Source organism: Ideonella livida, from assembly GCF_010499455.1.
In the GTDB taxonomy this organism is placed as follows: domain Bacteria; phylum Pseudomonadota; class Gammaproteobacteria; order Burkholderiales; family Burkholderiaceae_C; genus Ideonella; species Ideonella livida.
In genome coordinates this window covers 1-12335 of the sequence record NZ_JAAGOH010000018.1, presented here as the reverse complement: position 1 = coordinate 12335, position 12335 = coordinate 1, and the positions used below count along the sequence as shown (strand labels likewise).

Below are 12335 nucleotides of genomic sequence, written 5' to 3'. Positions count from 1 at the left end.
TTACAGTCGATGGCCATACCCGCTGCGCATCGTGGTGCCGCTTGGATCGGAGCCCCCATGAACCCCTTGACCCGTGCACGCACCCCTTGGCCCGACGTGACCGGCACCCACTGGCCGGACCTGTGGCAAGCCAGTTGGGCGGCCATGGGTCTGCGGCCACCGCCAGACATGCTGGCCCCGCTGCTGCAGGCCTGGCAAGAGCCGCAGCGCCACTACCACACGCTGCAGCACCTGGATGAATGCCTGGCGCTGGCGCAGGGCCTGCCGACCACGCCAGAGCGGCCCGGCGAACTGCTGCTGGCGCTGTGGTTTCACGACGCGGTGTACTCCCCCCGGGCCCATGACAACGAGGCCCGCAGTGCAGACTGGGCGGTGCGCGTGCTGACCGCCGCCGGCGCTGACCCGCAGGTCTGCCACCGCGTCCAGCACCTCATCCTGGCCACGGCCCATGTGGCACCCGCCACTGAAGGTGCGCCCACTCGGGCCGTCCACCCCGACCAGGACTGGCTGCTGGACATCGACCTGGCCATCCTGGGCGCTCATCCCGAACGCTTCGCCGAGTACAACCGTCAAGTGCGGGCCGAGTACCGCTGGGTGCCGGCGCCGCTCTATCGCCACAAGCGGCGCCAGGTGCTTGCGGGCTTTCTGGCCCGGCCCCGGCTTTACGCCACCGACCATTTCCATGGGCGGCTCGAGGTGGCGGCGCGAAGCAATCTTCAGGCGGCGCTGGCGTGAGGCGCACCAAGGTGTTTCGGCATCACCGGGGTGCCGGGCGCATTGCGCCACGTGGACAAGTGCGTGCGGCGCCGGTTACGCTGCGATTCGTGGAAGCCATGGGGATCAGTCGGCGAATGGGAACTGCATCAACGCAGCGTGTCAGGGCGAGTGGCCTGGAACGTGAGCAAGAGCGTGCAAGTCCCGTATCGCCACTCGATGTCCCCGGCACTGTTGCTGGCCCTGCCTGCGAATACTTTCAAAGTCTTGGTCTGCCCAGCTTGGTGCCCCTGAAAATGGCATGAAGCACATGGGCAGACCGCATTCAACAACCCGAACCGCCGGATACCTGACCCGTACGTCCGGTGGTGTGAGAGGGGGAATCCGCGAGGATTTCTCCTATCTAGATTAGGGCTAAATATGGCGCGCAACTCGTTGCCCCAAATGCATGTCGTAACAACAGCAAATGCATTTGCAAAGACAGGTGAGCTTTTACTTGAAGAACGCCCAGAAGGAACTGATTGGCTCTATCCATTTGTTGTCAATGTTGCACTTTCCATTGAGCTTTACTTGAAGTCCTATCTTGCTGAAGAAGATTTGATTCCGTTCTTGGTTCATGAGGACGGCAGCACGACATACCAGAGATTTACAAAATGTATAGCGCATGATCACAGGTTCGACAAACTGTATGCAAAAATTCCAGCCCACATCAAAAGCAAGATTGAATCTGAGTTTCGAGGCAGCCTTCTGAAACAAAAGTTTCCAGCCTTCGAGGATGCTTTAAATAAATTTTCAAATTCATTTGTTGAGGCTCGCTACCCTTACGAAAAGGGAGGTTTCAAAGGCGGCTGGATTTCTGACCTTATGAATATATCCGTATTTCTCAAAAATACTATATTTAAAATCGGTGAAATTCGTGACGCTTGATCGCAATAACAATTCAATTCAGGAGGCGCCAAAAAGCTGCGCTTTTGGGTACGCCACCTTCGGTCGACACCCCTAATCTCAAAAGGTAGACATCTCATGAGATTCGCGCTGGTAAACGGCATCCGCACTGAGCCGAAAAAAAATATCCGAGGCATTTGTCAATGCTGCGGAAGTGAAGTAATTCCAAAGTGCGGCCGGTTTAAGGTGCACCACTGGGCTCACAAGGAAAAAAGTGCATGCGACCCCTGGTGGGAGAATGAATCCGAGTGGCATAGAAAATGGAAATCCGCCTTCCCTGAAAGTTGGCAAGAGCGGTTATTCAAAGACCCGGAAACGCAGGAGAAACACATCGCTGACATCTATTCGGAGTCAAAAGACGTAGCGATTGAGTTCCAGAGCTACCAGCTAAAGCCCGACGAGCTTTTGTCTAGGGAAAAATTCTACAAGAAATTAGTTTGGGTTGTTCATGGTAATAAAAATGAATCCGACCGAATATACTTTGGCATGAGCCTACACAAACCACAAACAAGCGACCCATCTCTATATAAAATTAGCTGGTTTGGACGAAGCAAGCTGTTCGAGCGCTGGGCTTATTGCAAGAAAAAGGTGTACATCGATTTTGGAGATGATGTTCTCTGGCATCTCATTGAGTACAATCCATCAACCAAAATTGGATTCTTGAGAACTTACAAAAAGAGTAAATTCATCCAATTCTTTGGAGGAGTAGCCAGTGCGGGATAAGTTGAGCATCATTTCCTCCTGCCGTGTCACGACTTCACACATGAAGTGCAACACCAAAAACAAATATCCGTGGCCTAACATTACTAAAGGGACTCCCCACAGCACAACCCCCGCTGGCAAGGTGGCGGTTTCACGACCCCCAGATTCAATATCCATGACCTGACTTCGAGCGGCCTTTCCGTCGGCCCCCAGATGGCGCAGACTGCGCTTCTATGCCCTTCACCCCCTTCCACTTCGGCCCAGGCGCCGCCCTCCATGCCCTGGCTCCACAGCGCTTCAGCTTCTTGGCGTTTTGCGCCGGCAATGTGCTGGTGGATGTGGAGCCGGGCTACTACCTGCTGACGGGGCAGTTTCCGCTGCACCGCTTCTGGCACACCGTGCCGGGGGCGTTGTTGGCGGGGGCGGCGGTGGTGGCGCTGTGGGCTTTGATGCGGCGCGGGCGCCGATGCTTGCCTGATGTGGCGGGATGGAAGGTTTTGACGCTGGGGCCGGTGGTGGCGGGCGCGCTGGCTGGGGTGCTGAGCCATGTGGCACTGGACGCGGTGATGCATGCCGACATGCAGCCTTGGGCGCCGTTCAGCACCGCCAATCCGTGGCTGGGGGCGGTGCCGGTGGGGGCTTTGCACCTGGGCTGCGTGGTGGCGGGCGTAGCAGGCGCTGCCGTGGTGGGCTGGCGGCGGCTGCGGCACTGGCAACAGCAACGGGCTTGCCGACGCTGACAACGCCGCTGACACGGGCCGTGACGCCCTCGCTGGGCGTTTCAGGCCGGGCAGGGCGGCATCAAGGCCCTGGTGGTACTGCTGCCCCCACCCCCGCCCGCGCCGTTTGCTGCAACAGCCGCATCACCGCCTTGCTGGCCAGGGTGTGGGCGCCGTGGCGTGAGAGGGCCAGCACGATGGGGCGGGGCACTTCGGGCTGCACCAGGCGGGCGGCCTGCAGGTCGGGCTCGCGGGCGGTGGCCACGGCGTAGGGGCCGAGCAGGGCCCACAGACCGCCGGCGGCCACCAGCCGGGTTTGCAGCGCCAGGGAGTCGGCCTCCAGCACCACGTTCAGGGCAAAGCCGTGGGCGCGGGCCAGGTCGTCCAGGTGGTCGCGCCAGCGGTTGGGGCGGCAAAAGTGCACCAGGGGCAGGCCGCGCAGCGCGTCAAAGGGCACGGTGGGGCCGGCGGTGAGTGGGTCGCCCGCCGGGCCCACCAGGCAGGTGGCGGTGTCCACCAGCACCACGTCGTCTTCGGCCTGGCTGGCGCGCTGACGGTAGAGCAGGGCCAGGTCCACGCTGCCTTCTTCCAGCCAGGTTTCCAGCTGGGCGCCCTGGCCTTCACGCACCGCCAAGCGCACCTGCGGATGCTGCTGGCGCAGGGCCTGCACCAGTTGTGCCACCAGATGGGCGGTGGAGGGCAGCATGCCCAGGCGCACGGTGCCAATGGGCTCGCCCGAGGCTTGGCGGATGTCGGCCATCAGCTGCTCGGTGCTGGCCAGCCAGGCGCGCACCTGCGGGGCCACGCGCTGGCCCAGCTCGGTCAGCGCCACGCCCCGGCCGGTGCGCTGGAACAGGCGGCCACCGCAGGCGGCCTCCAGGGCGCCAATTTGCCGGCTGATGTGGGGCTGGGTGGTGCGGTAGGCGGTGGCGGTTTTGCTCAGGCTGCCCAGGTCGGCAGCGTCCAGAAAGAGTTTCCAGGCGGCGGTGTCCATGGCGCCATGGTATGTGCATTCAGGCATGCCTGAAATGTTGGATATGGCTCTTCTCGCATGGGGCTGCGATTTCCAGAATGCGGTTCATCGCTGGGCCACCGGCCAGATCAGAGAACCCCCTTGGAGACCGAGAACCATGAAACTGCTGTCGTTTGTGCATCAGGGCCAAGCCGGCTACGGCGTGCTGCTGAACGGCGAGGTGGCCGATGCCGGCGCCTGCCTCACCCTGCCCAGCCCGGGCTTTGCGGCGCGCTTTCCTGACCTGGGCGCGGTGCTGGCCGGCCAGGCGCTGCCGGCCCTGGCGGCGGATGTGGCCGGCCGCGCCGGCAGCTTGCCCCTGGCGGGTTTGAGCCTGCTGCCGGTGCTGCCCCGGCCGGGCAAGATCTTCTGCGTGGGCCTGAACTACAAGAGCCATGTGGCCGAGATGAAGCGCCCCGATGCCGACCGCCCGGCCATCTTTGCGCGCTTTGCCGATTCGCTGGGTGCCCACGGCGCGCCGCTGGCCTACCCGGGCCGCTCGGAGCGTTTTGACTTTGAGGGCGAGCTGGCGGTGGTGATCGGCCGGGGCGGGCGCGACATTGCCGAGGCCGATGCCTGGGACCACATCGCCGGCTACGCCTGCTTCAACGACGGCACGGCGCGTGACTACCAGCGCCACACCCACCAGTGGACGCCGGGCAAGAACTTCCCCGGCACCGGCGCCTTTGGGCCCGCGCTGGTGACGGCCGACGAGGTGGGCGACGTGAACAGCCTGACGCTGACCACCCGCCTCAATGGCGCGGTGATGCAGCAGGCCAGCCTGGCCGACCTGATCTTCCCGCTGCCCTTCATCGTGGCCTACCTGTCGCAGTTCACGCCGCTCTCGCCGGGCGACGTGATCGCCACCGGCACGCCGGGCGGTGTGGGCGACAAGCGGGAACCCCCGCTCTACATGCAGCCCGGTGACGTGGTGGAGGTGTCCATCACCCGCGTGGGCACGCTGCACAACGTGGTGGGCCCACGCGCCTGAACCCCAGCGGCGCACCGGCTGCTCACCGGTTGAACGGCCGGCTGAACGGCCGGCTGAACGGCCGGCGCAACGCCCCTTTTGTCTTTCCCTGACCCAGGACCTCCTCCGTGTCACACCCATCACAACCCTCCGCCGGGCATCTGCGCATTGCCGTGGACATTGGCGGCACCTTCACCGACCTGGCCATCTTTGACGAGCGCAGCGGCGAGCTGAGCTTTGGCAAGGCCTTGTCCACCCACGGCCATTTGGTCGATGGCATCCAGGCCACGCTGGACGGCGCTGGCGCCCCGGTGGATGAGGGCTACCTCTTCCTGCACGGCTCCACCATCGCCATCAACACCCTGCTGGAGCGCAACGGCGCCAAGACCGCGCTGCTGATCACCGAGGGCTTTCGCGACATTTACGAGATTGGCCGCGTCAACCGGCCTGACGCCTATAACCTGTTCTTCTCCAAGCATGAGCCGCTGATCCCGCGCTCGCTGCGCTTTGAAGTGCCCGAGCGCCTGCGCGCCGACGGCAGCGTGCACCGCGAGCTGGATGAAGCCCGGGTGCGCGAGCTGGCCCGCAGCCTGAAGGCCCAGGGCGTGGAGGCGGTGGCGATTCTGCTGCTGCACGCCTACCGCAACGCCGCGCACGAGGTGCGGGTGCGTGACATCGTGCGGGAGGAGATGCCCGGCGTGTTCGTCACCGCCTCGCATGAGCTGTCGCAGGAGTACCGCGAGTTTGAACGGGTCTCCACCGCCGCGGCCAATGCCTATGTGGGTCCCCGGGTGTCGGAGTACCTGGGCGAGCTGGTCACCCACCTGGGCGACAAGGGTTTCAAGGGCGACTTCTACGCTGTGCAAAGCACCGGCGGCCTCTTCCCGGTGGCCCATGCCCGGCGGGAATGTGTGCGCATGCTGGAGAGCGGCCCGGCCTCGGGCGTGATTGGCGCGCAGGCCATTTGCGCCCAGCTGGGCCTGGGCGATGCCATCGCCTTTGACATGGGCGGCACCACCGCCAAGGCCGGCCTCATCAGCGAGGGCCAGCCCATCACCAGCAGCAGCGCGCTGATTGGTGGCTACGAGAAGGCCCTGCCCATCCAGATCCCGATGATCGACATCTTCGAGGTGGGCACCGGCGGCGGCTCCATTGCCCGCTTGGCCGTGGGCAACGCGCTGCGGGTGGGCCCGCAGAGCGCGGGATCGATGCCCGGCCCGGTGGCCTACGGCCGTGGCGGCACCGAACCCACCGTGACCGACGCCAACCTGCTGCTGGGCCGGCTGGATGCCGAGCACTTTTTGGGTGGTGAGATGGCGCTGGACCTGGCCGGCACCCAGGCCGCCATGAATGAGCGCATTGCCGCGCCGCTGGGCCTGAGCCCGGTGCAGGCGGCCGACGGCATCTTGCGCATCGCCGTCACCAGCATGTCGCACGCCGTCAAGGCCGTGACCACCGAACGCGGCCTGGACGCCGGCGCCTTCACCATGGTGGTGTACGGCGGCGCCGGGCCGCTGCACGCCTCGGCCATTGCCCGCGAGCTGGGCATCCGCAAGGTGCTCATTCCGTATGCGCCGGGTTACTTCTCGGCCTACGGCATGCTGTTTGGCGACCTGCGCTACGACTATGTGCGCTCGGTGTTCCGCAAGCTCGATGAGCTGTCTTTTGACGAGATCGAGGCCCTTTACGCGGCGATGGAGGCTGAAGGCCGCGCCGCGCTGGCCCAGTCGGCCATCGTGCCCGAGTCGGTGGTCATTGAGCGGGGCGCCGACATGCGCTATGTGGGCCAGGAGCATGCCGTAGGTGTGTCGCTGGGCGCCGGCTTCTTTGAGCGGCAAGACCGCGCCGGCATCAAGCAGCGTTTTGACGCGGTGCACCAGGTGCGCTACGGCACGGCAGCCCCGGGTGAACCGGCTGACTTGGTGAGCCTGCGCGTGACCGTGCGCGGCCTGATGCGCAAGCCCCCGCGCCACAGCGTGCCCGCCGGCGGCGCCACCCCGCCGGCCGATGCCCTGCGCGCCACCAAGCCGGTGTACTTCCGCAGCGCGGGCGATTACGTGCCCACCCCGGTGTGGCGCCGCGCCCTGCTGCAGGCCGGCAACGTCATCAGCGGCCCCGCGCTGGTGGAGGAGCACGCCTCCACCACCGTCATCCAACCCGGCGACACGGCCACCGTGGACGCCTGCGGCAACCTGCAAATCGACATCGGGAGCGAGCTGTGAGCCACGCCACCAACCCCCCTTCCGCCACTTCCGCCACCTCGGCTTCAACCGCGGTGTACCGCACCGTCACCGCCCCCGCGCCGGCCCATGCCTACGGCGTGGACGCCGTGACCGTGGAGATCGTGCGCAACGGCCTGATCGCCGTCACCGAGGAGATGAAGACCAACCTCATGCGCACGGCCTACAACCTCATCATCTATGAGGCGCTGGACTTCACCGTGGGCCTGTTCACCGCCGAGGGCGACACCATCTCCATCGGCCTGGGCCTGCCCATGTTCATCCGCGGCATGAGCGAGACGGTCAAGGCCAAGATTCGCCACTTCGGGCTGGACAACATCCACCCCGGCGACATCCTGGTCACCAACGACGCCTACACCACCGGCAGCCACCTCAACCACTTCACCTTCACCCAGCCGGTGTTCCATGAGGGGCAGCTGATCGGCTTCACCTGCTGCATGGCGCACTGGCTGGACGTGGGCGGCACGCTGGGCCAGATCACCACCGACATCTACTCCGAGGGCATCCAGATCCCCATCGTCAAGTACCGGCGCGGGGAGGTGGTGAACCAGGACCTGGTGGACATCATTGCCATGAACGTGCGCCTGCCTGAGCGGGCGCTGGGCGACCTGCGCGCCCAGATCACCGCCATCACCACCGGTGAGCGCCGCTACCTGGAGCTGGTGCAGCGCTATGGCTGGCCGGCGGTGCAAGGCGCCATCGCCCAGATCATGGACCACTCCGAGGCGCTGGCCCGGGCCAATACCGTCACCATTCCCGACGGCGTGTACGAGGCCGAATCCTTCATGGACGACGACGGCCTGGAGGTGGGCAAGCGCGTGCCCATCCGCGTGAAGGTCACGGTCACGGGCGACGAGATGGAGATTGACCTCTCTGACGTCAGCCGCCAGGTGCGGGGCTTTTACAACTCGGGCTTCACCACCGGCATTGCCTGCGCCCAGGTGGCCTACAAGTGCCTGACCACGCCCACCGACTACCCGGTCAATGACGGGAGCTTCCGCCCGCTCAAGGTCATCATGCCCATGGGCACGGTGGTGAGCGCCGAGCGGCCCTTCCCGATGCGGGTGTGGATGACCTTCCCGATGACGGTGATCGACACCATCTTCAAGGCGCTGGCGCCGGCCATCCCGCAGCGCGCCATTGCCGGCCACCATGCCGACCTGGTGTTCCCCAACATCCACGGCATTTCGCCGGCCGACGGCAAGCTGTTCATCGTGGGCATTGGCCCGCTGGGCGGCGGCTGGGGTGCCAAGCACAACGAGGATGGCGTGTCGGCCACCGTCTGCATCAACGACGGCGACACCCACAACAGCCCGTCAGAGCAGCTGGAGGCCAAGTACCCCATCCTGGTGGAAAGCTACCGCCTGCGCACCGACAGCGGCGGCGCCGGCCGCCAGCGCGGCGGCCTGGGCGCCGAGATGGTGGTGCAGGCGCTCTCGCCCTTCTCGGTCACCACCCGCATTGACCGGGTGCACTGCAAGCCCTGGGGCATCCACGGCGGGCACGACGCCGCCGGCAACGGCATGGCCATCCGCAAGCGCGGCGTGTGGGACGAGAGCCTGCCCAACGCCAAGGTGTTCAACGTGCGCCTGGAGCGCGGCGACGCCTACAAGATGCTCAGCGGCGGCGGCGGCGGTTTTGGCCGGCCTGAGGAGCGCGACCCCGCCCGCGTGGCCGCCGATGTGCGCGAGGGCTATGTGAGCGCCGAGCAGGCCGAGCAGGTCTACCGCGTGGCGCTCACCGCCGGCGGCCAGGTGGACGCCGACCGCACCGCCACCCTGCGGCACGTCGCCGCCTGAGGGGCACCGCAGCATGGCGCCGCACGCCCCCGCCCCCGTGGTGACGACCGCTGCCCAGGCCGAGGCCTGGCAGGCTGACCTGAACGAGCTGGCAGAGCTGTGGAGCCGCCTGGCCGGCCAGCATGTCTCGCTGGGCAGCGCCTGCGCCTGCAGCGTGGGCGGCGTCACCTTGCAGCTGGCCGACTTTGAGCAGGACATCATCGACTACGCCATCGGCCAGGCCGAGCAGGCGCGGCGTGATGACCTGGCCGCCTGGCTGCAGCGCCACGGCCGCGAGGGCGCCCGCGAGGACGGCGCGTGGCGGGTGAGTGCGTTGCTGGAGGCCCTGGATCGCGTGCTGCAGCAGGGCCGGGCGCTGGCCGGTGAGGGCGCCCCCGCCGACCTGCTGCCCTTCACCCTGGCCCGCCTGGGCCAGACCCTGCGCTCGTTCGCGAGGCTGCATGGCTGAGTTCACCTCCCCGCCGGCTGACACCTGCCCTGTCACCGTGCTCACCGGCTTTTTGGGCAGTGGCAAGACCACGCTGCTGGCGCAGTTGCTGCGCCAACCCGCGCTGGCGCGCACGGCGGTGGTCATCAACGAGTTTGGCGCCGTGGGCCTGGACCACGAACTGCTGGACCACAGCCAGGACGAGCTGGTGCTGCTGTCCAACGGCTGCGTGTGCTGCACCGTGCGGGGTGACCTGCAGGCCACCTTGCAGCGCCTGCAGGCGCGCCGTGCCCAAGACCCCGCCTGGGGCGTGGACCGCGTGCTGATTGAAACCACCGGCCTGGCCAACCCCGCACCCATCCTGCACACGCTGATGGCCGACGAGGGCTTGCGCGCCCACTTCCACCTGGAGCGCCTCATCACCACGGTGGACGCGGTCAACGGCGCCGCCACCCTGGCCGCGCACCCGGTGGCCCTGGAGCAGGTGGCCCTGGCCGACCGCCTGGTGCTGACCAAAACCGACCTGGCCGACGCGCCCACCCAGGCCGCGCTGCGTGCCACGCTGCGCCAGCTCAACCCCCGCGCGCCGCTGCGCGTGGCCCGCCATGGGGCGCTGGCGGCCGAGCTGCTGCTGGGCGACGGGCCCTGGCAGCCGCGTTTGAACACCCCCTGTGCGGCCTGCGCCGCTGGTGATGCCCTTGAGGCGCAAGGCGAGCCGGGCAGGGGGGGCGCCCACGCCGTCTGCACCCATGGCCCCGGCGAGGATGACGCCGCACACGACCATGACCACGCCGTCCACGACAGCGGCATCCAGTCCTTCTCGCTGACCCTGGACGAGCCCCTGCCGTGGGACCGTTTTCAGTCCTGGCTGGACTTGCTGCAGCGCCTGCGCGGGCCCGACCTGCTGCGCTTCAAGGGCCTGGTGGCGGTGCAGGGTCAACCCGGCCCGGTGGTGGTGCACGGCGTGCAGCACCTCATCCACCCGCCCCACACGCTGCCCGCCTGGCCGGGGGCCGACCACCGTACCCGGCTGGTCTTCATCACCCGCGGCGTGGCGCGTGAAGACGTGGAATTCACGCTGCGCCTGCTCACCCGCCACCGTGCCCGTTCCGCCGCGCCGGCGGAACGACTTGCCATTTCCGATTCTTCCGAGCCTGGGCCCACCGGGCCGCAGGCATCATGACCCCCAAAGAAGGAGACACCCCATGACCTCCCGCCGCCTTGATCCGCTGGGCACCCGTGGCCTGAACCGGCGCCAGGCCCTGGCCGCCACGGTGGCCGCCACCGCTGCGGCCGCCGGTGCCACCGTGCTGGCTCCCGCCGCCCACGCGGCGCCACAGGCCTTTCCAGACAAGGCCCGCACCCTGCAGATCATCGTGCCCTTTGCCGCCGGCGGCGGGGTGGACAACGCCGCCCGCCTGCTGGCCGACCAGCTGCGCAAGCGCCTGGGCCTGAACGTGCTGGTGGACAACCGCGCCGGCGCCAGCGGCACCCTGGGCGGCAAGTTTGTGCAAACCGCGCCGGCCGACGGCTACACCCTGCTGTTCTCGGCTGCCACCCATGTGCACGCGCAGAACGTGCTCAAGCACCCGCCGTACGACCCGCAAACCGCCTTCCAGCCCGTGGCCCGGGTGGGCGAGGCGCCGCTGCTGCTGGTGGTGGCGCCCAACACCGAACGCCCCACACTGACCGAGCTGCTGCCCCGCATCCGCCAGGAGCCCGATCGCTGGACGGCGGCCATCCCCGCCGCCGGCGCCCCCAGCCACCTGGCCACCCTGCTGCTGGAGCAAAAGGCCCGGCTCAAGCTCAGCTACGTGCCCTACAAGGGCACCCAGCCCGCGCTGACGGACGTGGCCGGCGGCCATGTGCACCTGCTGATGGACTCGATGATCTCGCTGCTGCCCCTGGCCAAGGCCGGCAAGGTCAAGGCCGTGGCCATCTCCAGCAAGGCGCGCAGCGGCCTGGCGCCCGACATCCCCACCGTGGCCGAGGCCGGCCTGCCCGGCTTTGAGTACGTGAGTTGGTACGGCGTGTGGGCGCCGCAGGCCACGCCAGCGCCGGTGGTCAAGGCGCTCAACGACGCCATCAACGCCAGCGTGGCCGACCTGGCCCGCAGCGGCCAGTTCAGCCAACTGGGCATCAGCCCGGTGATCGACTCGCCCGAGGCCTTCCGCCGCTTCATCGCCGCCGAGGTGGGGCAGGGCGCTGCCCTGCTCAAGGCAGCGGGTTTCCAGCCGGAATGAGACGCCGGCCCCGCCGGCCCGTGTGACTTCCTTGTAAATGTGCCACTTGCACATATGTAACGGTTCGCACTACCATCACGGCCTGTGAACACCCGTCAAGGACTGTGAAGTGAGGGATGCCAAGCCTTCGACCGGCGACCGACCCTACCGATGGCGCCGCCACCTGGGCCTGGCCGTGCTGCTCGGCGCGCTGGGCTTCATGGCGGTGTGGCCGGGCCTGGCCGACCTGCGGCGCACAGCGCGCCGCAGCCTGGATACCGGCGCCACGGTGATGGTGTTGTGGTCCGGGTGTCTGGTGGGGTCCTGCTCGGCGCCGCTGGAGCCGGCGCCTCCGCCCCATGCCCACCCCCATGCCCACCCCCATGCCCACCCCCATGCCCACCCCCATGCCCACCCCCATGCGCCGCCCCGGCGATAAGCCGGGGCGGCCCGGGCCCCTTAGAAGGTGTAGTTCACACGCAGGGCGAACTTGGAGTTGGTGACCTTGGCGGTGCCGTCGTCGGTGGACTGGGTGCCGAAGGAGGGGGTCATGCTGGCGCCCTTGATGTCGAACAGGCCGAAGGT

Annotated in this window: 12 protein-coding genes; 11 read left to right on the top strand and 1 reads right to left on the bottom strand. The window is 67.0% G+C overall.

Translation table 11 applies throughout. From position 1 onward, the window contains the following. Positions 1 to 57 precede the first annotated feature (57 nt). The 4 genes from G3A44_RS14745 to G3A44_RS14730 all read left to right on the top strand — a co-directional run bounded on the left by G3A44_RS14745 (position 58) and on the right by G3A44_RS14730 (position 3101). Entirely contained in the window at positions 58 to 735 is a 678-nt protein-coding gene (locus tag G3A44_RS14745) for an HD domain-containing protein (RefSeq protein ID WP_310734385.1), read from the top strand. Between the two features lie 399 nt (positions 736 to 1134). After that, complete coding sequence (locus G3A44_RS14740) at positions 1135 to 1641, top strand: hypothetical protein (RefSeq protein WP_163458334.1); 507 nt, start codon at positions 1135 to 1137, stop codon at positions 1639 to 1641. 96 nt (positions 1642 to 1737) lie between these two features. Beyond that, on the top strand, positions 1738 to 2382 hold the full coding sequence (locus tag G3A44_RS14735; protein WP_163458333.1) for a competence protein CoiA: 645 nt from the start codon (positions 1738 to 1740) through the stop codon (positions 2380 to 2382). A gap of 212 nt (positions 2383 to 2594) precedes the next feature. Beyond that, positions 2595 to 3101: a metal-dependent hydrolase gene (locus G3A44_RS14730; protein WP_163458331.1), complete on the top strand. Its 507-nt coding sequence runs from the start codon at positions 2595 to 2597 to the stop codon at positions 3099 to 3101. 61 nt (positions 3102 to 3162) lie between these two features. Here G3A44_RS14730 and G3A44_RS14725 read toward each other — a convergent pair whose 3' ends face one another. Next, positions 3163 to 4074 (bottom strand): LysR family transcriptional regulator, encoded by a 912-nt coding sequence (locus G3A44_RS14725; RefSeq protein WP_163458329.1) that lies wholly within the window; start codon positions 4072 to 4074, stop codon positions 3163 to 3165. 136 nt (positions 4075 to 4210) lie between these two features. On the opposite strand from G3A44_RS14725, the gene G3A44_RS14720 reads away from it, so the two are divergent. From G3A44_RS14720 to G3A44_RS14690, 7 genes are all read left to right on the top strand, one after another. Then, positions 4211 to 5083, top strand: coding sequence for a fumarylacetoacetate hydrolase family protein (locus tag G3A44_RS14720; protein WP_163458328.1), 873 nt, complete (start codon positions 4211 to 4213; stop codon positions 5081 to 5083). 107 nt (positions 5084 to 5190) lie between these two features. After that, positions 5191 to 7284 carry a hydantoinase/oxoprolinase family protein gene (locus G3A44_RS14715; protein ID WP_163458327.1) on the top strand — a complete coding sequence of 698 codons (2094 nt, stop codon included), beginning with the start codon at positions 5191 to 5193 and terminating at the stop codon, positions 7282 to 7284. Between the two features lie 53 nt (positions 7285 to 7337). Then, positions 7338 to 9101, top strand: a complete 1764-nt coding sequence (locus G3A44_RS14710) for a hydantoinase B/oxoprolinase family protein (protein WP_310734387.1) — start codon at positions 7338 to 7340, stop codon at positions 9099 to 9101. Between the two features lie 13 nt (positions 9102 to 9114). Next, entirely contained in the window at positions 9115 to 9549 is a 435-nt protein-coding gene (locus tag G3A44_RS14705) for a hypothetical protein (protein WP_163458325.1), read from the top strand. Beyond that, a complete protein-coding gene (locus G3A44_RS14700; RefSeq protein ID WP_163458323.1) occupies positions 9542 to 10711 on the top strand; it encodes a CobW family GTP-binding protein in 1170 nt (389 codons plus the stop codon). Before G3A44_RS14705 ends, G3A44_RS14700 begins: the two co-directional genes overlap by 8 nt. A 22-nt stretch (positions 10712 to 10733) precedes the next feature. Next, positions 10734 to 11771, top strand: coding sequence for a Bug family tripartite tricarboxylate transporter substrate binding protein (locus tag G3A44_RS14695; RefSeq protein ID WP_163458321.1), 1038 nt, complete (start codon positions 10734 to 10736; stop codon positions 11769 to 11771). A gap of 109 nt (positions 11772 to 11880) precedes the next feature. Continuing rightward, complete coding sequence (locus G3A44_RS14690) at positions 11881 to 12189, top strand: hypothetical protein (RefSeq protein WP_163458319.1); 309 nt, start codon at positions 11881 to 11883, stop codon at positions 12187 to 12189. The last annotated feature ends 146 nt before the right edge of the window (positions 12190 to 12335 follow it).

What these genes read in the sequence shown, in the direction of transcription:
- G3A44_RS14745 (WP_310734385.1), top strand. Translation starts at nt 58, where the DNA reads ATGAACCCCTTGACCCGTGCACGCACCCCTTGGCCCGACGTGACCGGC.
- G3A44_RS14740 (WP_163458334.1), top strand. Translation starts at nt 1,135, where the DNA reads ATGGCGCGCAACTCGTTGCCCCAAATGCATGTCGTAACAACAGCAAAT.
- G3A44_RS14735 (WP_163458333.1), top strand. Translation starts at nt 1,738, where the DNA reads ATGAGATTCGCGCTGGTAAACGGCATCCGCACTGAGCCGAAAAAAAAT.
- G3A44_RS14730 (WP_163458331.1), top strand. Translation starts at nt 2,595, where the DNA reads ATGCCCTTCACCCCCTTCCACTTCGGCCCAGGCGCCGCCCTCCATGCC.
- G3A44_RS14725 (WP_163458329.1), bottom strand. Translation starts at nt 4,074, where the DNA reads ATGGACACCGCCGCCTGGAAACTCTTTCTGGACGCTGCCGACCTGGGC.
- G3A44_RS14720 (WP_163458328.1), top strand. Translation starts at nt 4,211, where the DNA reads ATGAAACTGCTGTCGTTTGTGCATCAGGGCCAAGCCGGCTACGGCGTG.
- G3A44_RS14705 (WP_163458325.1), top strand. Translation starts at nt 9,115, where the DNA reads ATGGCGCCGCACGCCCCCGCCCCCGTGGTGACGACCGCTGCCCAGGCC.
- G3A44_RS14700 (WP_163458323.1), top strand. Translation starts at nt 9,542, where the DNA reads ATGGCTGAGTTCACCTCCCCGCCGGCTGACACCTGCCCTGTCACCGTG.
- G3A44_RS14695 (WP_163458321.1), top strand. Translation starts at nt 10,734, where the DNA reads ATGACCTCCCGCCGCCTTGATCCGCTGGGCACCCGTGGCCTGAACCGG.